Origin of the sequence: Niabella ginsenosidivorans (assembly GCF_001654455.1) — a bacterium.
In the GTDB taxonomy this organism is placed as follows: domain Bacteria; phylum Bacteroidota; class Bacteroidia; order Chitinophagales; family Chitinophagaceae; genus Niabella; species Niabella ginsenosidivorans.
The window spans coordinates 4,129,033-4,154,230 of sequence record NZ_CP015772.1; the positions used below are offsets into that span (position 1 = coordinate 4,129,033).

A 25,198-nucleotide genomic window follows, 5' to 3' on the forward strand; every position below is an offset into this window, starting at 1 on the left:
GTTCAGGAACAGGATAGCCTTTCTTACAGATACTTTTACAAAAAATTTAAACAGAATAAAGAACCGGTTTGCAGCATCATAAGTTACCAGTATTTAATTTTACATTAAATATGTTGCATGTCTGATAGTAGGCAGATTTTTCAAACAGAAAGCAGGACCAGGTGGGTCACTTTCAAATGGTTCAGCAGGTTCCTAATTCTTCTTATTATACTGTCTGTCCTGGTTTTTATTTTTTCTTTACTCGGAATGAAAAAACCGGCTTTCCCCGGTCTTTCAAAAGCTGAATACACTAAACAAAAGAACCCCGTGATCCCAAAGGATCTGTCAGAAAAAGACAAAAAGAAATACAGAGGGTTCCAGGAATTTTTAAAGGCGAAAAAACAGAATAATCTTTTTGTTACCAATGAAAAAAAGAGGCGGACTTCCAATATACGGGCCGCGTTCTTTGTAGACTGGGATCCGCAGGCATCCTCTTCATTATTCAACCATATAGACAAGCTGAATATGGTGGTCCCGGAATGGTGCACGATTGATCCGGATGCAGACACCCTGGTTACGCATATTGCTCCGGAGGCTCTTGCATACATGCGCAGGTATAAAGTTTCGGTTGTGCCTATTCTGAGCAATGTAAACACAAAATTCACTTCCGGCGACTTTGACGGCAAATTACTGGAGCGGGTTTTAAGCAATCCCGAAAAAAGAAACCGCCTGCTGAATGATGTGGAAAAATTCCTGGAAACAAACAAATTCCAGGGCATCAACCTGGACTTTGAAGAGATCACAGAAAAATCCATTCCCTTAATGGAAAGTTTTCAAAAGGCACTGTATGAAAAACTGCATCCCAGGGGAATGCTCGTAACACAGGATATACTGCCCAATGATGCCGATTACAATGTAACAAAGCTGGCCCCTTATGTGGATTACTATTTCCTGATGGCTTATGACCAGCATTACAACAGCAGTGTGCCCGGCCCGGTCAGTGCGCAGCAATGGATTGAAAAAGTACTGGATCAGGCAGCCAAAAATATCCCCTCAGAAAAGATCATTCTTTGTATGGCCACATATGGTTATGATTGGCCGGAAGGCAGCGATGGTACAACGATCACCTACCAGGAGGCGCTCTCCCTGGCAGATCAGTATAAAGCGGAGATCGACTTTGATAACGACAATTATAACTGCACGTTTAAATATACCGATTTTAACGGCATAAAGCACGTTGTATATTTTAACGATGCTGCCGGCAATTTTAACACGATGCGTTTTGCCGATTCCTATGGACTGGGCGGCGTTTCCATTTGGCGCCTGGGCGCAGAGGATGAGCGCCTGTGGACCTTCTACAATCTGAATCTGACAGATAATGCCGTACTGGCACAGCCGAATATTTATGACCGGTTACAGCATGTAAACCCCGGAAATGAAAAACCGGATTATATTGGCGATGGGGAAGTACTGGATGTGGTTTCTGAGCCCAACCCGGGCATCATTGATATTAAGATAGACTCTACTGAACATTTGGTGGCCGAAGAGCACTACAAAAGCCTGCCCACCCAATATGTTATAAAAAAATTCGGTCAGGTGCACAACCAGGTGCTCCTGACCTTTGATGATGGGCCGGATCCGCTATATACGCCACAGATTATAAAGATCCTGAAGCAGGAAAAAGTGCCTGCCGCGTTTTTTATGATCGGCGTAAATGCTGAAGACAATTTATCACTGGTAAAGGAAATAGGAAAAGATACCCTGTTTGAAATCGGTAACCATACATTTACGCATCCCAACATAGCTGCGGTAAGCATTCAGCGGGCCTTGAATGAAATGGATGCCACGCGCTTAATTATTGAAGCCGCCACGCACCATAGTACCATTCTCTTTCGTGCGCCATTTAATGCAGACTCAGAGCCCACTAAATATGAAGAATTACGTCCCGTAGGGCTTAGTAAGAAACAGGGGTACTATACGGTGGGCGAAAGCATTGATCCTAACGACTGGGATACAGACAACCCGGCTAATCCGTTAAATGCAGACTCTATTGTAAACCGGGTAATACGGGGGTATGAGCAAAATCCCGAGAAAGGGATCATTTTATTACATGATGCAGGCGGCCCGCGGGAAGCAACGGTAAAAGCGCTTCCCAGGATCATACAGTATTTTAAAAGCAAAGGAATTCCGTTTATTTCTGTAGGTCAATTGCTGAACCTGACAAGAAACCAGATAATGCCACCGGTAAAAGGAGATATTATACAGGCAGACAGCTGGGTGGCCAAAGCTTTTTTCTATATCTCAAAATTCCTGGCGGCATCCTTCTGGCTGGCCGTTTTCTTAGGAATTGGTAGAATTGTTTTTATGGGTGTGCTGGCAACGCTGAATTACAGAAGGGAAAAGAAAGAACATCTGGCGCTGCTGGGAAGCATCACTGACAAAGTTTCCATCATTGTTCCCGCTTATAACGAGGCTGTAAATGCTGTAGCCACGGTAAAGAGCCTGTTAGGGCAGGACTATCCCAACTTTGAAGTGATCTTTGTTGATGATGGTTCAACAGATGAAACATACCAAAAAGTAGCGGAAGCCTTTACCGGGAACGAGCGTGTAAAAGTACTTACCAAACCCAACGGCGGTAAAGCTTCTGCTTTAAATTTCGGCATCAATGAATCCGGCAGTCGGTATATCATTTGCATTGATGCGGATACACAGCTAAAAAAGGATGCCGTAAGCCAGCTGATGCGCTACTTTACGGATCCTGAAGTAGGCGCTGTTGCCGGAAATGTAAAAGTGGGTAACACAAACACTTTGCTTACCAAATGGCAATCCATTGAATACATAACGGCTCAGAATTTTGACAGGCGTGCCTTTGATTATGTCAATGGCATTACGGTTGTGCCGGGCGCAATAGGGGCCTTCCGCAAACAGGCGATGATAGATGCAGGAGGATTTACTTATGACTCGCTTGCTGAGGATTGTGACCTTACCATTCGTATACTCCGCAAAGGTTATGTGATCCGCAACTGTAATGAAGCCATTGCATTGACAGAAGCGCCGGAAACCGTAAAGCAGTTCCTCAAACAACGTTTCCGGTGGAGCTATGGCATTATGCAAAGCTTCTGGAAAAACAGGGACGCCTGTTTTCGCCCGCGCTATAAAGGGTTGGGCATGGTTTCACTGCCCAACATCTTAATCTTCCAGATCATTTTACCTTTAATTGCGCCGCTGGCAGATTTGCTGTTCTTTATTTCCATTTTCTATAACCGTAATGATCCTAAAAGTGAGCACCAGATCCTGTTTTATTATGGTCTATTCCTGGTTATAGATTTTATTGTAGCAGCAATGGCCTTTCGTTTTGAAAAGCAAAAAAGTTACTGGCCCCTGTTGTGGTTGTTGCCGCAACGCTTTGTGTATCGCCAGCTGATGTACGTGGTACTATTCCGTTCCATCAGGCGCGCCATTAAAGGAGAAGGACAGGGTTGGGGCAGCCTGAAACGTACAGGAAATGTTGTGCTGAACGAGCAATAAGGAAAGCGCCAGTACCCTATCTTTCCCGGGTTTGGGCAAACATCCTGTATTGTCCAATTTGTTCCCGGCAAATGCGGTCTGCCAATGCCAGGATGTTCGCTGCTTTTCTTTTGAGTAATTGCACTGTTGCATCCGCTACAGTAAAGTCATTATTATAACGGGCAGCCGTATAGGATTCCTGCAGGCAGGCCAACGCCTCAATTTCGGAAGCAGACTGAAAGAAGGACACAAATCCTTTATGAATGCGATTGCATAACAGTAGTAATTGTTTTATGCAATGCTGCCGGGGATGGACGCCTGAAAAGGCCGCGACAAAACCCCGCAGTGTAATTTCTATAGCCTGGTGTAATGCAAAGCAGGCAAAAGCATTTTCTTTCTCCTTTTCAAACTGTACTGCAATTTCAAAAAGCCGGAGCCCTTTATTCCGGCTCTTTTTAAACGCTTCAGCAGCAGTTTCAAGCAATAAAATGGATGTATGATCAGCAAGATCCAGCGGCGCTCCTTCAGCGCGGTACAACAAGGTCTGTTCATTGCAATAAACGTTGTGAAAAAGACTGCCCTGCTTTCTCTTTTCGTTAAATAGCGCCAGCTGACAAAGGGAAAACAGTACCTTCCACCTGCCTAAAGTAGCTGTTTTTATCAAAGGCTCCAGCTCTTTAAAGCTGCTTTCTTCCTGCGATGAAAGCACGATATACAGATCCAGTTGATGCGCCGCATCATTGCAATCCAGTTCAAAAACAGCTGCAGCATTGCACAGGCTCAGTATCCAGGAAACAACCTGCTCCTTTTGGGGGGCCTCCGCCATCCCGTCATTTCCGGTTACAGGCGCCGCAGGTTGATCAATGGCTGTCATATCCGAAAGCAGTTGATCCAGGTAAACATTCATCTGTTTCGTTGCATCAGTAAGCAATTTTTCTTTGATGCTGTTTTTGAAAAGCACAACATTCCGCTGGTACTGGAATGGAAGGTCTTCAACATTCCACATTAAGCCGGTAAAATCGTTTTTCATCAGGTTCTTTTTTAGGTGTTATTAATGCCGGTAACGCGTATGGCCAGTCCCGCGTCTATCAGGGCAACTGGTACAAATGGTTCCGGAACAATACATATTATGGAATCATATGCATAATAAGAAATCACAGAAATATACCCGTTTGAAACAAAAATCTGTTTCGTATAATTTTAGAAGATAGGGTTTACTCCCCCGTTTGCCGCAGGTCTTTCTTACTATCCGGATGGGTTTCAAATAGCATGGGATAGTGTTTCAGCAGATGGTATGGCGCTTTTGCGATGCACAGTAAGCACTCATAATCAAAAAGCAGGTTCCTTCTTTCAATCGTAAAATCTTCGCCATCCGCTACAGCGCATTCAAAAACAGACCATATATAATCCTGGGGCCGTTTTTTCGGGTAGCAGGTGACAAAATCCTTAATTCTTTTACTGGCCAGGTTAGGGTCCTGTAAACCGGAATTCTGTGTATTAAAATCAGGGGAAAATTGTTGTTGCTTTTTCCCCTTCTGCTTTTGCGCAACAACAAAATACAGTGCTTCCATCAGCAGGCTGAAACGCTGGGCAAATTGCAAGAGGTAATGCCGGTCTGCGTTTTCACTGAACGCACTATAGGATGCACAAACCGCGCAATGAGTCCATTTATTCCAGCAATTCCGTAAGTCCTCTAAAGAAGTAGCGTCAAAAACCAGCATCAGGCAACGAAATGGACGTGCTTTTATAAGATGCAAAAAGTGATACCCCGGTTTAAAATCTTCCGCAGAAGAATCAGGAGTGGCTTCATCCTCCGGATATTTTTCCTTTAAAGAGTAACCAGGCGGGTCGGGTTCCCGCAGCATAAAAGAAGGTAACAGTTCGTCCTCCTCCTGTTTAAAATTTTTATCCTGGAACAGGGCAACTTTTACGGGTACAGGATGCTGTTCCTGGTAGTTGAAAGTAAAGAATAGGATGTCATAGCTACAGGTGCTTTCAGAGGCTACCGGAAAGAAAGCCTGCACAGGCTGAGGGAGTATATTGCTATTCATAAAAAAAATTTAATGATGAATACAATACCAGCCCCAATGTGTTACGAAGAATAATAAAAGAATAAGCGCTCAACCGGTATTAAAAAGAATTCCTTTATCAGTGTATACAAGTGTATAAAGTTACCCGGAACCGGATCTCATATAAATGTCCGGCGTGTGTTTTTTAGCTCTGTCTCAAAATTGATCTTCTGACGCAGAAAATAGTAAACAGCTGTCAAATATTGCAAATGACCGTTTTATATACCTGATAAATAGTTATCTTTAATAAAAGAACTGAAGTCCTGCAATTATTAGATTAATTGCTGTAAACAAAGATAGCCCTTTTAAATGACTATTCCAAATTTATACCTATTTTTTTTCTTATGAATACGCTCTTTTTTGCAAAAAACCTTTACCTGCTTCGGAAAAATGCTGGTTTGAGACAGCATCATATGAAGGAGAAATTAGGCATTATGCGTAATACCTGGTCAAACTGGGAGAATGGAAAAACCGAGCCGGATATTGTAACGATCTTCCGTATAGCGGATTTTTTTGACCTGGACGTTGGAAAGCTGCTTGCCACTGATCTTTCAGAGGAAATGGAGATCAATGGAAACATTGTAACGGAGCAGCGGCCTAAATATGCAACGGTAAAGCCCTGCAAAGATTGCGCGCAGCGCGATGAGATCATTGCCGCACAGCGGCAGACCATAGATGCCCTGCAAAAGCAGGCAGATGCATTACAGTTAGCCATGGAGATCATCAGCAGGAAGCTGCCAAAAAAAAGTCCATAAAATGGACAATTTACTCATCATCCGTTTGCTGCAGCAGGTCAGGTCTTCGTTCCCGGGTACGTTGCAGCGCCTGTTCATAGCGCCATTCTTCAATTTTGGCATGGTTGCCGCTCATGAGCACGTCCGGCACCTTCATTCCTTCAAAATCAACCGGACGGGTATAAACAGGCGGCGCCAGCAAATTGTCCTGGAAAGAGTCGGTTAAGGCAGAGGTTTCATCATTCAGTACACCGGGCAGCAGTCTTCCGATGGCATCCACCAGTACAGCCGCAGCCAGCTCCCCGCCGCTCAGCACATAATCGCCAATAGATATTTCCATTGTAACGTATTTTTCGCGGATGCGTTCGTCAATGCCCTTATAATGCCCGCAGATGATCAGCAGGCGTTCTTTTAATGAAAGGGCATTTGCCATGCGTTGGTTCAGCGTTTTACCGTCAGGAGTTACATAAATAATTTCATCAAATTTCTCAGGCGCAGACAGCTCTTCAATGGCCCGGGCCAGCGGTTCACAAAGCATGACCATGCCGGCCCCTCCACCGTATTGATAGTCATCTACCTGTCCATATTCGTTTACTGCCCATTTGCGCAGGTGATGCACCTGCACCGTAAGCAATCCTTTATCCTGCGCACGTTTCATGATGCTGTGCGACAAAGGGCTTTCCAGTAATTCGGGTAAAACGGTAAGAATATCAATATGCATGTGAGGATTGAGTTTTCAGTGATCAGTTTTCAGTATTGAGATTTGAGAAATCAGTGATCAGTTTTCAGTGATCAGTTTTCAGTGTCAGCAGCAACATTGATCATTTAGGTAGTATACTTATTATCAACCGGAAACTACCATGGACTATTGACCATTGACCATGGACTATGAATATGAACAACAACCCCTTCCTTATTCCTTATTTGTCATTTATTATTCCTTATTACCCTTCCTCTCCTTCCATAAATTCGTCCAGGTCTCTTCTTTCTTTTTTAGTGGGACGTCCTATTTTACTCAGCCGTTTTCCGCTGAAAAAAGAAGCCGCCTGTATTTTAGCTTTTTCCAGTTCCTCCGGCGGCGTCAGGTCTGTATAATGTTTCACCGCCTCTTCATACTTAACACGGGTATGCAGCAGGCCGGTTACTTTAATGACCCATTTGCGGCCTTCGGTACGCACTTCATACACATCTCCCAGGTGCACATTTTTGCCGGGTTTTACATTTTCACCCTCATATTTCACCTTTCCGTTATTACAGGCATCGGTAGCCAGCCGCCTTGTTTTAAACAGGCGGATAGACCAAAGGTATTTATCAACTCTTAATTTTTCTTTTTCCATATTAAATGCCACGAATTCACGAATATACTGTTTGTACTTCTTTATGAGAAATGCCACTAACCGGACTTAAATACTATAATTTTTTATAAAACAATACGTTTATAGCTTAATCGTGTTTCTCCGAAATTCACCAATAATGCTAGCTTATTGCCAGAGACTTTAAGATAATTAATGCATCGTGCAGAAAACTCATCCATCATTTTTTTTACACCCTTTACCTCTAGGATTATTTTGTCAAAAACTACAAAGTCAGCATAAAACACATGGGGCAAAACAATGCCTTTATAATTAACCTCATACTTCTTTTCTCTCTCAAATAAAATATTATTTCCAATAAACTCATATTCCAATGCATCCTTATACACTATTTCAGAGAAACCTGGCCCAGGTTATTATGCACTTCCATACAGATCCCAATAACATCATAACTTTCTTCCTTATAAATAATAGCGTTCATTGGTGTTCATTTACGTAGCAGTTATAGGATACGAATACACGAATTGTTTAAATTTCATTCGTGTATTCGTGGCTTTCTATTCCCCAAAATATTTATGGAAATAAGGGATGGTCTCTATTCCTTTATAATAGTTCTCAATATTGTATTTTTCATTGGGACTGTGCAGGCCGTCATTATCCAGCCCAAAGCCCATGAAAATAATTTTGATGCCCAGTTCTTTTTCCAGAACGGAGCAGATGGGAATACTGCCGCCGCCTTTTACCGGGATCGGCGTTTTGCCAAACGTGGTTTCCAGTGCTTTGGAAGCTGCCTGGTATCCCTTGCTGTCGATCGGTGTTGCGTAGGGCTCGCCTCCGTGGTGCTCGAACGCATGCACGGTCACACAGGAAGGTGCTATTTTTCTAAAATGATCCAGCAGCAACTTTGTAATTTTTTCGCTGGACTGATTGGGCACCAGCCTGGCAGAAATTTTTGCGGTAGCTTTTGCCGGCAATACGGTTTTGGCACCCTCGCCCGTATAGCCCCCCCAGATACCGTTCAATTCCAGTGTGGGACGGATGCCGGTGCGCTCATAAGTGGTATATCCCTTTTCCCCGTATAATTCTTTAATGCCGATTTCATCCTTGTATTCCTGTTCATTAAACGGCGCTTTATTGATCAGTGCCCTTTCTTCTTCCGAAACCAACGCCACGTCATCATAAAATCCCGGAATGGTAATATGGTTGTTTTCATCATAACAGCCGGCGATCATTTTTGACAGAATTACTATGGGATTGGCTACTGCACCGCCATAGGTACCGCTGTGCAGGTCCCTTGCTGCAGAAGTCAGTTCCACTTCTATATAGCTCAACCCGCGCACCCCTGTATCCAAAGAGGGGTTTTCCATGCTTAATAAAGAGCTATCGCTGATCAGGATCACATCTGCTTTCAGCAGCTTCTTATTAGCCGCTACAAAGGCCGCCAGGTTGGGAGATCCTACCTCTTCTTCTCCCTCAATAATAAATTTAATATTGGTGGTCATGGTATTGGTCTTTACCATAGTTTCCAGTGCCTTTACGTGCATATAGAACTGGCCTTTATCATCAGCGCTGCCGCGTGCATATACTTTGCCATCTTTAACAGTAGGTTCAAAAGGTGGTGTGTTCCAAAGCTCCAGCGGTTCTACGGGTTGCACATCATAGTGCCCGTAAACCAGCACCGTTGGTTTTGAGGGGTCAATGATCTTTTCTCCATATACCGCCGGATGGCCGCCGGTTTCCATCACTTCTGCTTTATCACAGCCGGAAGCCAGCAGGGCTGCTTTTACTGCTTCCGCACAACGCTTCATATCCTCTTTGTTCTCACTTTTGGCACTGATAGAGGGAATGCGCAGCAGCTCCATCATTTCGTTCAGAAAACGTTCTTTATTTTCCTCCTGATATTCTTTCCATATTGCTGACATAATGTAATTTTTAGTTCCTGCGAAGGTACGGAATCCATTGGTTCACTATTCTACCCGCGGGCAGGATGAATATACATGCTGCCTTATCCCCAAAAAACAGGATCCGCCTGCGGAGCGCCCTGCCAACTCCGCAATTCTCCTTAACTTTAAGAAAATATATTAGCAAAGATGAAAAAGGAAATCCTTGATGCCATTATTAAAGCGCTCGAAAAAAATACAACCGGGCTGAAACAGGAAATCAATACGGAAGAAGCCACTGCTACTATCGATGAAGCGGCTACTGCTGAGGTGGATGCCCTTTCCCAAAAGGATGAAGCGGCCGACCTTTCCAACCTCCTACAGTCTCCACTGGAAACAACAGAAAATACGATCAGCACCGTAAAAAAATACCAAACGGTTTCGCGGGAAGAGATAGGCCCGGGCGCCCTGGTGGAAACGGATGCGCACTGGCTCCTGGTAGGGGTGGTGCTTCCCCTGCTGGAAATAAAAGGTAAAAAAGTGGCCGGTGTAGCCCCGGACGCGCCTGCATATGCAACCCTTGAAGGAAAGAAAAAAGGCGATCAGGTGCATTTAGGCAACAGGGAATACCTGATCCTGTCTGTACAGTAACTGTAAAAACGGGATTACTGTAAAGCAAGCTTGCCATCCACAGCAGCACCATTCCTTACTTCTTCAGTAACGTTATCGATCAGGGTGTCATTTTTATTCAGATTGCCGTAAACAGCAATCTGATCATCTGTTTTAATACCTGTAGAAACGGGCACCCATACTGTTTTGCCATTGGTTACTTTTATTACAAAGAGGCCCTGGCTGGAGTTCAGCAATGCTTTGTTGGGGATCACGAACACCTGCGTATTACCGGAATGCAACGGTATTTTTACTTCCGGGATCATACCCGGCAGCAATGTCTTTGAATCATTCGCAACATCCATTTCCACATGCTGTGCCCGCAGCCGGTTGTCCAGCGCACCGGACACACGCGAGGTTCTTGCCTCAAAATAACGGCCGGGCAGGGATTTTACAGTAAATTTTACCACACCGCTTTGATTCAGCACACCGGCATTGCTTTCCGGCAGATTCACCACCAGCCTCAGCTTTTTTTGTTCCTGTAATGTAAACATTGGCACGGCCCCGGCACCAGGCCCTACATAGGCGCCGGCGCTTACATTACGTGCCGTAATAACACCGGAGAATGGTGCCCTGATCTCCAGATAATTCCGGTTGTCTGTGATTTCCTTTAACGCCGATTGTGCAGCCAGGTATTGCGCATGATCTGATTTTTGCCTTGCATCAGCCATGTCCAGGTCGTTTTGAGAAACAGTACCGGGTGTTTTGCTGGTTTCCAGCAGCCGGTCGTAAGTAGCCTTACTGGCCAGGTAAATAGCCTCCTGGGATTTTACTTTTGACGCCGCCCCATCGCGCTGCGCGTTTATTTCAGGCGCTTCCATCACTGCAAGCAACTGCCCCTGGCGCACTTCGCTGCCCACATCCACATACAGTTTTTTAACAAAGCTGCTGACCTTGGCGTACAGGTCTACATTTTGAAAAGCGACCAGTTCTCCCGGGAGCGACAGGGTATCTGAAAGATTACCTGACGACAGTAAAAACGCAGCTACTACCGGTTCCTTTTCCGGCTTTTTTTCTTCTTCCGCGCCGGAAGATTTACACCCCTGGAACGCAGCGGTCATTAAAGAACCGGCCATTAGCAAGAAAATGATTTTGTTACCTTTTATCATGATCGAACACAGTTAATAATATATCGATTAAATTTTTTAGTGATGGTGAAGACCCGGTATATAATGAACACTCTCTTTATCTTCCGGATCCAGCGATACGCTTTCTGTTTTTGCTTTACCCTGTCCCCATGCAAATGTCAGTGGCAGTATGAATAATGCCGCAAATGTAGAGGCAATCAGTCCACCGATTACCGCGCGGCCTAAAGGCGAAGACTGATCCCCGGCTTCTCCCAGTCCGGATGCCATTGGTATCATGCCTACTACCATTGCCAGGGCAGTCATTAAGATAGGGCGCATCCGTAATGCAGCCGCTTCCCTTGCAGACTTAATGGCATCCCCGTTATGCCTCCGGATCTGCTCCGCATTGGTGATCAAAAGTACCGCATTTGAAATAGAAACACCCACAGACATGATCATCCCCATATACGATTGCAGGTTGAGTGTTGAGCCACATAACATTAATAATGCCATAGAACCAAACAATACGGCAGGTACCGTTGCCAGCACGATTAGGGAAACCTTAAAGGACTGGAAATTGGCTGCCAGCATTAAAAAGATCACTACGATGGCCACCAGCAGCCCGCCCTGTAAGCTATCCAGCGTATCGGTCAACGTCTGGCTTAAACCGATGAGATTCACACTCAGTCCCCTGGGCAGTTCTCCCAGAGAAGCAATGGCTTTCTGAACATCTTTTGCAGCAGCTCCAAGGTCTTTATTGTTTAAGTTCGCGGTCACCGTCAACATAGGTACTGCACCCAGGTTATCGGCCTCTCCATAAGTGGAGTCGGGCTTTATAGAGGCTACATCTCCCAGCAATGGCCTGGAATTATTGGGTGTCAGCGGAATTTCAGCAATATCGTTCTGACTGGTCATTTCACTTTCTGGAATTTCCACCTGAACGTTATAGGTAAGATTGGATTTGGGATCTACCCATATATTCTTTTCCGTTAAACGGGATGAGGACGTAGATGCGATCAGTGAACGGGAAATAGAGCTTACATCCGTTCCCAGCTGTGCTGCGCGGATCCGGTCAATATTAATATTCAGCGAAGGATAGCGGATGGACTGACCCAACTGCACATCCCGCAGATAAGAGATCTTTTTGAGCTTTTCCATCATCAGGAATGCATATTTTTCATTCAGCTTTTTGTCCCTGCCGGAAAAACGCACTTCAATAGGCGTTGGTGAGCCCTGGCTCAGTATTTTATCAGTAAGCTCAATGGGCTCAAATGATAACTTCATGTCCGGCCCCACTTCAGCCGCCCGTTTTCTGATCTTATCTTTTAGTTCGTCCAGGTTTACCTTGTAATCCTCTTTAAGGGCCACCTGCAACACTGCCTCATGCGGCCCCGCCATCCAGAGGAAGATAGGTGCCGTAGAGAACAACTGAGGGTGCATGCCCACAAAAGTGGAGGTAATGGACACATTCTTTTTTCCCACTACATCATTCACCACATTTAAAAGGTCGATCGCCTTTAATTCCGTTTTTTCAATACGCGTTCCATCCGGCACCCGCATTCTTACCTGAAACTGCTTTCCGTTTACCTTTGGTAATACATCCCTGCCAATAATGCTTAAAAAGAATACCGCCAGCAAACCGATCACAGCAATATATACTGTTACTATTATCTTACGGAAAGGCATCATCCGATCCAGGAAACGCATATAGCGCATCCTGAATTTTTCAAAGCGGCTCACCTTGCCATCCCTGTTACTGTCTGCATTTTTTAGTAATATTTCTTTTTGCGACCAGGTATCCTCCTCACCTTCCTCAAGTCCCATCGCCTTATACTCTTCTTCCTCGGTTAACTCTTTTCCTTCTTTGTTTTTATGGTGCTTCACTTTCATGATCCAGTTGGCCATTACCGGAACAAAGGTCTGCGCCAGGAAGTAAGAAGCGATCATGCTAAAGCCGATTGCCAGGGCCAGCGGCAGGAACAGAGAGCCGGGTATGCCGCCCATTGTAAATGCGGGGGCAAACACAGCCAGTATACAAAACAGGATCAGTAGCTTGGGAAATGCAATTTCCTTACAGGCATCCCAGATGGCCAAAGCTTTTGGCTTGCCCATATCCATATGCTGGTGGATGTTCTCAATGGTCACCGTACTTTCATCTACCAGGATGCCAATGGCCAGTGCAAGACCGCTCAGCGTCATAATATTAATGGTCTGGCCAAATAAGCTTAAGCACAATACACCGGTAATGATAGAGGTAGGGATCGTTAAGATCACAATCAGCGCGCCGCGGATATCACCCAGGAACAGCATTACCATTAACCCTGTAAGCACTGCCCCGATCACACCTTCACTCAGCAGGCTTTTTACAGAGTTCATTACATAGGTCGACTGGTCGAATTCATAAGTCAGCTTTACATCTTCCGGCAACTGCGACTGGATCTTTGGCAGAGTACTCTTCAGGCGCTGTACCACTTCCCATGTAGAAGCATCCGCTGCCTTTGCAATATCAATGTACACAGAGCGTTTGCCATTGATCAGCGCATAACCGGCCGAGATATCGGCACCGTCTTCTACCGTTGCCACATCTCTCAGGTAAAGGTTGGAAGCGGTGCCTCCATTGACAAGTAACGGCATATTTTCAAAGTCCTTTATCTGCTTAAAAGTGGTATTGGCAGGCGTCACGTAGTTTTTATCGCCGATCCGCACATTTCCCGCGGGAGATGAAAGGTTATTGATCCGCAGTGCCGCTACCAGTTGGTCGGCGGTCATATTATGCGCCCTCAGCAGATCCGGGTTGGCCTTAACCACCACGGTTCTTATATTCCCACCGAAAGGAGTAGAGCCTACAAGACCGGGAATAGAAGTAAAAGAAGAACGGACATACACATTTGCCAGGTCCAGCAGCTCATTATTGCTTCTTTTATCACTGCTTAGCACCAGTTGCCCGACAGGAAGCGTAGATACGTCAAAACGGATGATAAACGGCGGGTTAGAGCCCGGCGGAAAGATCGCCTGTATCCGATTGGAAACCGCACTTACCTCTGCTGCGGCCTGTGCCATGTTAGTGCCGGGGTAAAAATTGATCTTTATAAGTGTAAGGCTCTGTATATTTTTTGTTTCAATACTTTTTATCCCGTTTACATACAGGAGTATATTGATGTATTGCTTCCCAAAATAGGCTTCCATCTGCTCGGCAGTATACCCTCCAAACGGGTGTGACAGGTAGATCACCGGTAAATCCAGCTTCGGGAAAATGTCCACCTTAATAGAGGTCACCGCTTTAATACCAAAGAAAAAAAGCGCCGCTACCAATACCAGTATCGTAATGGGTTTTCTTAATGCAAAACGTATTAAATTCATCTGTGTCTGCTTGTTTTATATAATGTGGTTCATCGTTCCTGGTTCATGACGCTATGAGCTAGCAGCAATGAACCAGGAACTCCTATCGCAACTGATCTTCAAATAAATTAAAATCGCCCTGGGCGGCGGCTTTCAGCAAAAGCGCCTGCCATACATTGTTATTGGCAATATTCCTATCGGTTTCAGCACGTATCAGCGTATAGGAAGCCTGTGTAACGTCTACCATTGTAGCCAGACCGTTTTTATACATTACCGATTTTTGATGATAGGCATCCGATGCTGCTTTGATCTGCACAGGAGCTTCCCTGTAATTGGCCAGTGCATTGCGCATCTTGTTTTGAGCCGTTTGCAGTTGCTGTTTAATGGCCACATCTGCTGTATTGTACTCTTCCTGTAAAGCCTTACTGATAAGGCGCTGCGCATTTACCTGTTTTGATAAACGTACCGGCTGCATAATATTCCAGGTGACGCCCACTCCAAACAGGTAATTGGAGCGGCTGGGATTGATCCCCTTCCAGTAGTCGCCGGTATAGCTACCCTGGTCGGTTGCATAATCACTTCCAAAGCCCGAGCCCCTAGATTGCCATACGCCTACCAATGAAAAGCTGGGGTAATACTGTGTTTTCAGGTAATGAGCCTGCTCATCGCTCACAGCGATCCGGCTTTTATAATATTGCAGCAGCGGGTGCTGCTGTGCTGTACTCACTGTATCCAGGTAAACACCCGGCAGCGCTGCTATAAAAGAAGTGTCCACTTCAAAATTGTTATCATTGGTGCCCATCAGCTGTGCCAGGATATTCTTTTGTTCCTGTTCCTTATCCTTCGCCGTGGTCAATAAAATACGGGCGCTGGAATACTCGGCATTTGCCAGTGAAGAATCCACTCCTGCTACAAGGCCGTTTTTTGCACGTGCAATTACAAATACGCGGATGGAATCTGCCCTGCTTAAATTCTTTTCGTAGGATTTTGTTATCTGGCGGCTTGCAATAAGATTAAGATAAGCAGCCGCTACCTTCACTTTGTGCTCAAACAATTCCTGTTCGTAATCCTTTGTATTGCTCTCCTGTGTTCTTTGCGCCACTCTTACCTTTTCACGGTATTTTCCAAAAGCAAAGAATTCCCAGTTCACATTCGTTAAATATAAAGCGCCAAAGGCTGCATTCCAGTTCTGGGAAGCAAGCGCCGGGCCTGAAGATGCTACTGCCAATCCGCCAAATCCATACAGGGGACCATTAGTGCCGTTAATGGTTCCGTAATCCTGCTGAACGGAAAGGTTCACATTTGGTAATTGTTCTCTTTTTGCTTCCGTGACCATTTCTTTTGAGGCCTGCACATAGGCACTCTTGGCCTTTATAGACGGATAATTTTCAGCCGCGATCCTGATCGCCTCCTTTAATGTTAAGGTTGTTTGAGCAGTAAGCATTGCCGATAAAAAAACAAAAACAGATGTTAGTAAAACAGATCTTATCCGCATTGTAGAAACAATAGTTTTATTAAAACAAAACACAAACCAATAAAATCTTTTTGAAGCAAATTTGAAGCTGCCATTAAATCTCCTTTAAATCAGCAGCGCCGGCTGCCACAGGCATGGAAAAGAAGGATTATAGCAAAGACGCTCAGGCTTCCGCGCCGGCGAACACCATTAACTGGGTGCCGGGCCTGGAAGGTATGGCGGCTATTTCAGACAGGTATTTTTCATTAAAATACACACAAAAAATATGGCGGCCTTCCACATAGGCATAGGAGACCCGGAAATTGCATACTTCACAGATCTGCTTTACAATTGCAAGGCCCAGACCTACTCCTTCATTCTTCTGATTGCCTTTTTTAAACCGCCGGAATATGTCTTTATGGGGAATATCAATAGGCTGGCCCGTATTGCTGATCCGGAAATAATCCTGCGTCAGCTCTACATGTATAGACCCACCTTCCTCGTTATAACGGATGGCATTGCGCATAAGATTTGCCACCAGGATATCCACCAGGTTGGGATTGGTTTTTATATACACCTTCGCATCTATATTTTGCGTAACCCGGATGTTCTTCAGGTCGGCCCAGTATTCATATGTATTGATCACATTCTTTGCCACCTTGCAGAACTTTACATCTTCCTCAATAGCAAATTCATGATTTTCCAGCCGGGCCAGCAATACAAGCGAGCGGGTAATATTGGACAATTTGTTGATCTCGATCTGCATCTGCTCAATCAATGCTGCCTGCTGGCTGTTCAGTTCGGTCTGCGTCAGCAACTCATTTTTTGAGCGCAGTACTGCCAGAGGCGTTTGCAGCTCATGGGAAGCATTCTCACTGAATTCCCGCGCCGTGGCATACTCTTCCAATATGCGGGTGGTCATTTTTTCTATAAAACAATTCAGCTCATTGAACTCTTTTATAGAAGAACGCTCCAGTACCAGCTTTTTCTTTTGCCGTACATTGAAATGGCGGATCGCTTCCAGTGTCTTCTTAAAAGGGCGAAACAGGGTTTTGGAAAAAAATCTCGCGGATATAAACACCGCTGCTGAAATGAGCAACATTTTCCAGAGCATGGTCACAAACATGCTGCTGAAAAACTCATTGGGATTGATAAAATAATTGTGCGAGGTTATCTTATAATTCCTGCCGTTGATTGTATGATAGCTGGTTACAAACAGGGCCATTTCCTTTTCACTCATCCCCTCTATCTTTTCCAGTTGTCTTTTTACCCGGGGATTTTCAGCCGGAATCGTGCCATTATAAGGTTCGATTGCAACTTCCCGGTTCTTTAAAAAGGCATCCACCGGTTGCTTCTGCTGCATCAGGTCAGCCATATGGTTATTTACAGAGGCCAGCCGCTTTATTTCAAACTCAATAATCTTACGTTTAATGCTGGAATGGGAAATAAAGATCGTAACGGGTGTGATCACTAATATGATGCAAAGAAACCAGATGGATATTTTATTAATGAGCCTCATAATCGCTTACAGTTTAAAACGATACCCTAAACCGTACACCGTTTCAATATAATCATTCCCGTTAGCCGCGGCAATTTTTTTCCGGAGGTTTTTTATATGCTGATAAATGAAGTCGAAATTAGCAAGATTATCTGTATAATCGCCCCAAAGATGGGTGGCAATGGCCTGGCGGGAGAGCACACGGCCTTTATTGACCACAAAATATAACAACAAATCAAATTCTTTAGGAGTAATGTCCAGCAGTTCTGAGTTTACACGGGCTTCAATAGTGTCCGTATTCAATTCAATTTCATTTGCCGTAACAATATTGCTGCCGCTCAGGTTGTTCCTGCGGTACATTGCCCGCAAACGCGCATGCAGCTCCGGTAAATGAAAGGGTTTGGTAATATAGTCATCGGCTCCGCCTTCCAACCCGTTGATCTTATCATCCAGCGCATTACGGGCAGAAATGATCAGCACTTTACTTGCTATCTTTTCGTCTTTAATAAACCGCAGCACCTCAAGACCATCCCCGTCCGGGAGCATCATGTCCAGCAAAATAAAGTCATAGGTAAACATCGATAGTTTCTGGCGGGCATCCTCCACACTAAAGGCGCATTCACATATAAAATGCTCTGCCTGCAGGTATTCCTTAATACTGGCAGACAAAGCAACGTTATCCTCAATGATTAAAATCTTCATCCACCTGCAAAGATAAACAGGAGTTTTGAAGTAATTCTGAAGCCGGAAGAAGCAGTGCTCGGTTTTCAGACAACCGAGCACTTATAACTGAGCACTTATAACTTTCCCTTACTTCCCCTGGTAGCCACGATCATCGCCCTGAAATAACCGATCGACTCTGCAATACCCATAAAAGGATCGCTCATAAACCGCTCATATTCCAAGCTAACCTTACCGGTATAGCCTACCTGGCGCAGCATTTTTACAAAGGCTGGAAAATCAATGATACCCCGCCCTACTTCCACGGAAGCGCCTGCCCTGGTGGGCGCTGTTACATCTTTAAGGTGAATATCAAAAACACGGGTATGGTATTTTTTCAGGTCTGCCACAGGATCCTTGCCCGCACGGGTATCATGGCCAATATCCAGGCACATGCCAATACGGGGATCCAGGTCTTTTACATGGTTCCATACATCGTCTGCATCCGGGTAAATGGCTATATCCGGACCGTGCAGGTGAATGGCATATTTTATATTGTACTCCTTCACTTTTTTATCAACATAAGGCAGCAGCTCATAATTCGGCACTCCCACAATCAAAGAAACACCTACTCTTTTTGCATAGGCAAAAGCTTTATCCACTTCCGCCTCTGATTTCATATAAATAGGCCCCACACCATATGCAGTAACCCCTTTTGTTTTCAGCTTCTGAAGGAAAGCAGCAATCTGCTCATCAGTGCTGTTCAGCGGCAGATGGAAATCTTTTATACATAAATAATGCACTTCCTCCCGCTGCAGGGTTGCCAGCGTGGTGTCAATACCAAACTTTGCAAAAGTGTAACCTGCCATCCCGATCTTGAATTGCTCCGCATCATCGGGCGGGGGCACAGTGCCCACTTTTTTCCCCTGGGCTACCACTACTGACAGGCTACAGCCTAATACTGCTAATAACAGCAAACAAATCCGTTTCATATTTTTTTATTTAAACGTTCCTGTAAAGCAATAAATTTATTAAATAATTGCGCCCCAACTCCTTGTTTTTAAGATAACGTTTTCGTTAGTGCCTTTATAAGCTAATATTCAAGTGCTCTTTCCCGGACCAGGCTATGCAGTTCCGGCTTGCTCCCCGCTTTTACGGAATAACAAAATCAACCCGGAAAAGTAAATAAATGCTAATAGTTACAATTCCTTTTAAAACCGGAAAAGTTGCTTATATTTGTCTACTAAATAAGTAGACTAATAATTATCTTTGGAAAGAGATAGCTTCAATTGTGTGATCTGTTCGTATGGGTGAATCATTTTTTAACAATAAAATGATTCAGATGCCTGTATATAATATATCTATAACCGTTCCCAAAGCTGCTCAGATACTGATTCACCAATTGGAGCAGGTGTTGAAAGAAGCAGCATATACAAGAGAAGTTGACCACTCTGCCGGAGAAATATCCGGTGATTATAAAAGCATACGTTGGCATATAGAGGGAAAAGTATCCTTTCATGATATTACTGATTTCATTAACAGGATTACCCAAAAAATACAGGACACCTACAGCTACTCCATCATAAGCGGGAACCCGGATCTTTTAACCCTTAATTAAAACGGCTTATGCATTTAAACTTTATAGCTTTTGCTGTTCCTCTTTTTTTGCTTTTTATAGGCCTGGAATACAGGTGCTCTTTAAAAAAGGGTAAGAATGCCTTTCATTGGCAGGAATCAATTGCCAACCTGAACGTAGGTATTGCCGAGCGGTTATGCGATCTGCTGACCTCGGGTTCCTTTTTCTTTGCCTTCTCCTGGCTGTACCGGCATTATCCTCTTTTTCATATCCGTCCAACGATTACTGCCTGGATCCTGCTTTTTCTTGCAACAGATCTGATCTGGTATTGGTACCACCGTTTGGGGCATGTAGTGAACCTTTTCTGGAGCGCACATGTTGTGCATCATCAAAGTAACGACTTCAACTATACCGTTTCTACACGCATTACGGTGTTCCAGGCTGTTATTCGCGGGTTGTTCTGGAGTGTGCTGCCGGTTATCGGTTTTCCACCGGACATGATAACGATCCTTTTGCTTATACATGGGGCCTATCCCTTTTTTACGCATACACAAATGATCGGAAAGCTGGGGTGGCTGGAGTGGTTCCTGGTTACGCCTTCGCACCATCGTGTACATCACAGCAGCAACCCCGAATACCTTGATAAAAATTACGGAGACGTGCTCATCATCTGGGATAAGTTATTTGGTACTTTTCAGAAAGAGGAAGCAACACCGGTTTACGGGCTTACCAAACCTTTAGACAGTTACAGCTTTCTATGGCAACATTTCCACTTCTTTCTGGAATTATCCTTTGCACTAAAAAGAGAAAAAAGATTATGGAATAAAATAAAGCTGTTATTCAGCAAACCGGAAAAGGTGGATGCAAACATCCGGCCGGTACTGGAGCGCAAATTCCAACGCAAAAAAGCAGCAGTCCTGCCATCCGGTGGGCTGTTAAAAGTCATTTCGGTACAAACAGGTATTACGCTTCTTCTGCTTTTTTTTACCCTCCTTTTTTCCTGGTATCTCCAGCCCATCCAGCTCCTCATTGCTTCCCTTTTTATTTTTACAAGCGTGATCGCCACCGGAGCCATGCTGGAACAGAAGCAATGGGTCTTTTTTCTTGAATGTTTTCGTTTGATTTTAGCAGGTGCCTTCATTTGCAGCACATTCCCCAATAAATATGTGCTTTTATGTTGCATTTACCTATTAATGATTGTGCTGTTTTTTTATCACAGTCTTAAAGGCTGGTATCATACATTTTATATGGCCCGCTGATTTCAAAGGAACGGAGCGGGTAACCGGGTTAATTGCCCAGCCCTATTAAATACATCAAAATTGACCGTAGCCACCGGTCCGGGTCTTTTATCCTGAGCGCCTCGTAAATCTTCCGGCTTTTTTTATTAACAGTTGGTCATTACAGGTAACTGCCTGTTATATTTTGTCAAAAACAACCCTTCAAGTTGAATCAGATTTTTAGTATATTGAACATAAATAGACTGCATATGATACATTTTTTTTGTTTACCAGGAAAACTATCTGTAACAGCGGTATTGGGTGTAGCTATCCTTATCGGAAATACGGGATGTAACAGTAGCGGGCAGAAGAATAGTAAAGGAAAAGGTTCTACAACGAACTCCAGCTTTATGGCCCGATCCGGACCAGGTGCTCCAATCACTTACCAGAACGGCAAACGGTATATATTCCTTACGTTTGATGATGGCCCTCAGCCTCCGGGAACCAACAATTGCCAAAGTATTTTTCACGAAGAGGGTGTAAAAGCCACATTTTTCCTGGTAGGATTTAATAGGAATATTGACGCCTACCGGAGAAGAATAGCAGATTCATTGAATAACAGCTATCCTGAATTTATTACAGCAAACCATAGCACCACGCATGGCTTCAGGGATAATTACCGGTTATTTTATAGCAGGCCCGACAGCGCGGTTGCAGACATGCTGAAAGCACAAAAAGATCTGAATATAAAATTAAAAATTGCCCGCCTTCCGGGTATGAATACCTGGGCGTCTGCCGGGCAGGTACAGGGACCAAAGTCGTCTTTAACCGTTACCAGGGCACTGGACTCTTTAGGATATACGATTATTGGATGGGATCTTGAATGGCAGTTCACCAAAGGATCGGTTCCCAAACAGGGAGCAGCTGAAATGGCAGCGCAAATCAATAAACGCTTTGAACAGAAGTACACTTACCAGCCCAATACCTTTGTTTTACTGGCACATGACCGCATGTTTGCCAGGCCCCAGTATGCAGATTCACTGCGTAAATTCATTGCTATCCTGAAGCAGGATCCCAGGAATATTTTTGAAACCATTGATCATTACCCTACTATACAGAACCGGGAAAAATAGAAATCCGGTAACAAAATAAAAACCAGTAAGGCCTGGCGTTCGCAGCGTTCAGACCTTATTGGTTTATTTTCCCTCTTTTCTCCGGAATACGCAATAAAATTCCCAGCCGTTCTTATCTGCAGTTGAGGCCGACACCAGTTCCCAACCCTGTTCATCCATATAATTATAAATCTCTGTAGTATTCTTAAATCGCCTGTTCCGGCCCTGTTCATCTTTAATCACTTCAGGCTTTCCCTTTGTTTCAATACCCGCATAAATACCTTTAGGAATCGTTAACATACTTATATTAACCACCCGGTATTTTGACGTACTCGTAGAGTCCTGACCAGACCCTCTCAGGCTCAGCGCCATCAGGCAAACAACAACCCCATATCCCATTATTGTTAATTTGGCTCAAAATAAAGTATAATCGCCTGCTTTACTACTGCCGTTTTGTTAAATCACGGCTATAATCAATTTCATAAAAAAACACCCTGCATGTACAGGGTGTCCTATTTAAAATTCATCATTTTAAATTCTTAACTCATCATTCTTATTACGCTTCCTGCGGATTTTCCTTCGGGTTCTTTACTGTAAAATAGAGCTTATCTTTTTCCTTATCAAACTCTACCAGCAATACATCGCCGGGTTTTACGTGCATGTTCAGAATCTCCTCAGCCAGGGGATCTTCCAGGTATTTCTGGATAGCACGATGCAGCGGACGGGCTCCAAACTGCTGGTCGTACCCCTTGTCTGCAAGGAAGGTTTTTGCCTCTTCACTGAGTTCCAATCCATAACCCAGGTTGGTTACACGTTTTAATACTCCTTTCATTGAAATATCAATAATGCTGAAGATATTTTCCCTGGTAAGGCTGTTGAAGATGATCACATCATCAATACGGTTCAGGAATTCAGGAGAGAAAGTACGTTTCAGCGCCTTTTCAATAACCGCTTTATTTTCCTCATCCTCATTCTCTATTCTTGCTGATGTGGCAAACCCAACACCAGCCCCAAAATCTTTCAACTGACGAACCCCGATATTGGAGGTCATTATAATAATAGTATTCTTAAAATCCACCTTGCGGCCCAGTCCATCAGTCAGCACCCCGTCGTCCAGCACCTGCAGCAGGATATTATAGATATCCGGGTGGGCTTTTTCAATCTCATCCAACAGGATCACACTATATGGTTTGCGGCGTACTTTCTCTGTCAGCTGACCGCCTTCCTCATAACCCACATATCCCGGAGGCGCACCAATTAAACGGCTTACGGTGAATTTTTCCATGTACTCACTCATGTCAATCCGAATAAGCGCATCTTCTGAATCAAACAGGTAGCGTGCCAGGGAGCGTGCCAGCTCTGTTTTACCCACACCTGTAGGGCCCAGGAAAATAAAGGTGCCGATCGGTTTTTTAGGATCTTTCAGACCAACACGGTTCCGCTGAATGGCTTTTACCACTTTGGAGATCGCTTCGTTCTGTCCAATAACCATATTTCGCATATCATCAGACATTTTACGCAGCTTCTCGGTTTCTGCTTCCACCATTTTGCGCACAGGGATGCCGGTCATAATATTGATCACTTCAGCAATGGCTTCCTCATCAATAGGATAACGCTTGTGCTTGCTTTCCTCTTCCCACGCTGCCTTTGCCTGTTCCAGGTCTTCTGCCAGCTTCTTTTCCGTATCCCGCAGGGAAGCGGCTTCTTCAAATTTCTGGCTTTTTACAACCTTGTTTTTTTCTTCTTTAATATCCTCGATCTTCTTCTCCAGATCCACAATGTTCTGCGGCACGTTGATATTTTTCAAATGCACCCGTGCACCCACTTCATCCATCACATCAATGGCCTTATCCGGCAACAAACGATCTGTAATATAACGGTCGCTCAGCTTTACGCAGGCCTCAATAGCTTCAGGACTGTAAGTAACACTGTGGAAATCTTCGTATTTGGATTTGATATTGTTCAGGATCTGGATGGTTTCTTCCACGCTTGGCGGATCCACCATTACCTTCTGAAAACGGCGGTCTAATGCTCCGTCCTTTTCAATATACATCCGGTATTCATCCAGTGTGGAAGCGCCAATGCATTGCAGTTCCCCACGGGCCAGCGCCGGCTTAAAGATGTTGCTGGCATCCAGCGATCCGCTGGCACCACCCGCACCTACAATAGTGTGCATTTCATCAATGAACAGGATCACATCCCTGTTTTTTTCCAGTTCGTTCATGATGGCCTTCATGCGTTCTTCAAACTGGCCACGGTACTTTGTTCCCGCCACCAGCGACGCAAGGTCTAAGGAAATAACCCGTTTGTCAAACAACACGCGGCTTACCTTACGCTGTACAATGCGCAAAGCCAGGCCCTCAACAATGGCTGTTTTACCAACCCCCGGCTCACCGATCAGAATTGGATTATTCTTTTTACGGCGGCTGAGGATCTGAGATACCCGCTCTATTTCCTTTTCGCGCCCCACAATGGGGTCCAGGTTGCCGCTTTCTGCCAGCTTGGTTACGTCCCGCCCAAAATTATCCAGCACCGGAGTCTTGCTTTTAGTAGCTGTTTTTGAAGTGCTGCTTCTCGACTGGGAATATTTCTTTTCCTCTTCAAACTCTTCCTCTCCTTCCTCGCCGAATTCGGCACGGGGCTCCCCGCCGGATTTTACGATACCCAGCTCCTGGCGAAACAGGTCATAATCCACATCAAACTGGTTTAAGATCTGAGTGGCTATATTTTCCTTGTTCTTCAGAATAGAAAGCATCAAATGCTCTGTTTCTACCTGGTTGCTTTTTAAAGCCTTTGCTTCCAGTACTGTTACTCTTATTACTTTTTCTGCCTGTTTGGTTAACGGCAGGCTATTAATGTTTGCAATATTTTTTCCGGTTTTATCTTTAATTGCCAGTTCAATTTCTTTCCGTAATTCAAAAATATCAACACTAAAGCTTTTCAAGATCCGTATGGCCGTGTTATCTCCTTCCCTGATCAATCCCAGAAGCAGATGTTCCGTGCCAATGAAATCATTCCCCAACCGCAGTGCTTCCTCCCTGCTGTAAGAGATAATTTCTTTTACCTGAGATGAAAAATTATTATCCATAATTAGATAAAGTGTTTATTTACAATATTAACAAATA

At 44.5% G+C, this 25,198-nt stretch carries 21 protein-coding genes; 6 read left to right on the plus strand and 15 right to left on the minus strand.

What is annotated here, in order from left to right:
* The first annotated feature begins 246 nt into the window (after positions 1-246).
* Positions 247-3,507, plus strand: a complete 3,261-nt coding sequence (locus tag A8C56_RS17475; RefSeq protein ID WP_245645559.1) for a glycosyltransferase — start codon at positions 247-249, stop codon at positions 3,505-3,507.
* A 16-nt stretch (positions 3,508-3,523) separates the two neighbouring features.
* Here the strand turns inward: A8C56_RS17475 and A8C56_RS17480 are convergent, their stop codons facing one another.
* Both A8C56_RS17480 and A8C56_RS17485 read right to left on the minus strand, forming a co-directional pair.
* A complete protein-coding gene (locus tag A8C56_RS17480; RefSeq protein ID WP_067758893.1) occupies positions 3,524-4,516 on the minus strand; it encodes a HEPN domain-containing protein in 993 nt (330 codons plus the stop codon).
* 184 nt (positions 4,517-4,700) lie between these two features.
* On the minus strand, positions 4,701-5,537 hold the full coding sequence (locus A8C56_RS17485) for a hypothetical protein (protein ID WP_067758896.1): 837 nt from the start codon (positions 5,535-5,537) through the stop codon (positions 4,701-4,703).
* A 431-nt stretch (positions 5,538-5,968) separates the two neighbouring features.
* On the opposite strand from A8C56_RS17485, the gene A8C56_RS17490 reads away from it, so the two are divergent.
* Positions 5,969-6,310, plus strand: a complete 342-nt coding sequence (locus A8C56_RS17490) for a helix-turn-helix domain-containing protein (RefSeq protein ID WP_245645561.1) — start codon at positions 5,969-5,971, stop codon at positions 6,308-6,310.
* Positions 6,311-6,320: 10 nt separating this feature from the next.
* On the opposite strand, the gene trmD is transcribed toward A8C56_RS17490, so the two are convergent.
* The 5 genes from trmD to A8C56_RS17510 form a co-directional block, all read right to left on the minus strand.
* Complete coding sequence (gene trmD / locus A8C56_RS17495) at positions 6,321-7,010, minus strand: tRNA (guanosine(37)-N1)-methyltransferase TrmD (protein WP_067758903.1); 690 nt, start codon at positions 7,008-7,010, stop codon at positions 6,321-6,323.
* A gap of 223 nt (positions 7,011-7,233) precedes the next feature.
* Entirely contained in the window at positions 7,234-7,626 is a 393-nt protein-coding gene (locus A8C56_RS17500) for an RNA-binding S4 domain-containing protein (protein ID WP_067758906.1), read from the minus strand.
* An 83-nt stretch (positions 7,627-7,709) separates the two neighbouring features.
* Positions 7,710-7,976: a GxxExxY protein gene (locus A8C56_RS17505; protein WP_218917199.1), complete on the minus strand. Its 267-nt coding sequence runs from the start codon at positions 7,974-7,976 to the stop codon at positions 7,710-7,712.
* Positions 7,977-7,990: 14 nt separating this feature from the next.
* A complete protein-coding gene (locus A8C56_RS24880) occupies positions 7,991-8,083 on the minus strand; it encodes a GxxExxY protein (protein WP_218917200.1) in 93 nt (30 codons plus the stop codon).
* A gap of 76 nt (positions 8,084-8,159) precedes the next feature.
* Positions 8,160-9,524 carry a dipeptidase gene (locus A8C56_RS17510; protein ID WP_067758909.1) on the minus strand — a complete coding sequence of 455 codons (1,365 nt, stop codon included), beginning with the start codon at positions 9,522-9,524 and terminating at the stop codon, positions 8,160-8,162.
* A 168-nt stretch (positions 9,525-9,692) separates the two neighbouring features.
* Between A8C56_RS17510 and A8C56_RS17515 the strand changes: the two genes are divergently transcribed.
* Positions 9,693-10,133, plus strand: coding sequence for a hypothetical protein (locus A8C56_RS17515; RefSeq protein WP_067758912.1), 441 nt, complete (start codon positions 9,693-9,695; stop codon positions 10,131-10,133).
* Positions 10,134-10,147: 14 nt separating this feature from the next.
* On the opposite strand, the gene A8C56_RS17520 is transcribed toward A8C56_RS17515, so the two are convergent.
* The 6 genes from A8C56_RS17520 to A8C56_RS17545 all read right to left on the minus strand — a co-directional run bounded on the left by A8C56_RS17520 (position 10,148) and on the right by A8C56_RS17545 (position 19,160).
* Entirely contained in the window at positions 10,148-11,227 is a 1,080-nt protein-coding gene (locus A8C56_RS17520) for an efflux RND transporter periplasmic adaptor subunit (RefSeq protein WP_067758915.1), read from the minus strand.
* Between the two features lie 69 nt (positions 11,228-11,296).
* On the minus strand, positions 11,297-14,578 hold the full coding sequence (locus tag A8C56_RS17525; RefSeq protein WP_067758918.1) for an efflux RND transporter permease subunit: 3,282 nt from the start codon (positions 14,576-14,578) through the stop codon (positions 11,297-11,299).
* 82 nt (positions 14,579-14,660) lie between these two features.
* Positions 14,661-16,052, minus strand: a complete 1,392-nt coding sequence (locus A8C56_RS17530; protein ID WP_067762210.1) for a TolC family protein — start codon at positions 16,050-16,052, stop codon at positions 14,661-14,663.
* Between the two features lie 142 nt (positions 16,053-16,194).
* On the minus strand, positions 16,195-17,529 hold the full coding sequence (locus A8C56_RS17535; RefSeq protein ID WP_067758928.1) for a sensor histidine kinase: 1,335 nt from the start codon (positions 17,527-17,529) through the stop codon (positions 16,195-16,197).
* Positions 17,530-17,535: 6 nt separating this feature from the next.
* Positions 17,536-18,210: a response regulator transcription factor gene (locus A8C56_RS17540; RefSeq protein ID WP_067758931.1), complete on the minus strand. Its 675-nt coding sequence runs from the start codon at positions 18,208-18,210 to the stop codon at positions 17,536-17,538.
* A gap of 95 nt (positions 18,211-18,305) precedes the next feature.
* The gene (locus A8C56_RS17545) at positions 18,306-19,160 is read right to left on the minus strand and encodes a sugar phosphate isomerase/epimerase family protein (protein WP_067758934.1); all 855 of its coding nucleotides are present in this window, start codon (positions 19,158-19,160) and stop codon (positions 18,306-18,308) included.
* A gap of 350 nt (positions 19,161-19,510) precedes the next feature.
* Between A8C56_RS17545 and A8C56_RS17550 the strand changes: the two genes are divergently transcribed.
* The 3 genes from A8C56_RS17550 (at position 19,511) to A8C56_RS17560 (ending at position 22,094) form a co-directional block, all read left to right on the plus strand.
* Positions 19,511-19,786 (plus strand): hypothetical protein, encoded by a 276-nt coding sequence (locus tag A8C56_RS17550; RefSeq protein ID WP_157098024.1) that lies wholly within the window; start codon positions 19,511-19,513, stop codon positions 19,784-19,786.
* A gap of 8 nt (positions 19,787-19,794) precedes the next feature.
* Positions 19,795-21,003 carry a sterol desaturase family protein gene (locus tag A8C56_RS17555; RefSeq protein ID WP_067758940.1) on the plus strand — a complete coding sequence of 403 codons (1,209 nt, stop codon included), beginning with the start codon at positions 19,795-19,797 and terminating at the stop codon, positions 21,001-21,003.
* A 227-nt stretch (positions 21,004-21,230) separates the two neighbouring features.
* The gene (locus A8C56_RS17560; RefSeq protein WP_067758943.1) at positions 21,231-22,094 is read left to right on the plus strand and encodes a polysaccharide deacetylase family protein; all 864 of its coding nucleotides are present in this window, start codon (positions 21,231-21,233) and stop codon (positions 22,092-22,094) included.
* 63 nt (positions 22,095-22,157) lie between these two features.
* Here A8C56_RS17560 and A8C56_RS17565 read toward each other — a convergent pair whose 3' ends face one another.
* On the minus strand, positions 22,158-22,472 hold the full coding sequence (locus A8C56_RS17565) for a hypothetical protein (RefSeq protein ID WP_067758946.1): 315 nt from the start codon (positions 22,470-22,472) through the stop codon (positions 22,158-22,160).
* A 157-nt stretch (positions 22,473-22,629) separates the two neighbouring features.
* Positions 22,630-25,161 carry an ATP-dependent Clp protease ATP-binding subunit gene (locus A8C56_RS17570; protein WP_067758949.1) on the minus strand — a complete coding sequence of 844 codons (2,532 nt, stop codon included), beginning with the start codon at positions 25,159-25,161 and terminating at the stop codon, positions 22,630-22,632.
* Positions 25,162-25,198 lie beyond the last annotated feature (37 nt).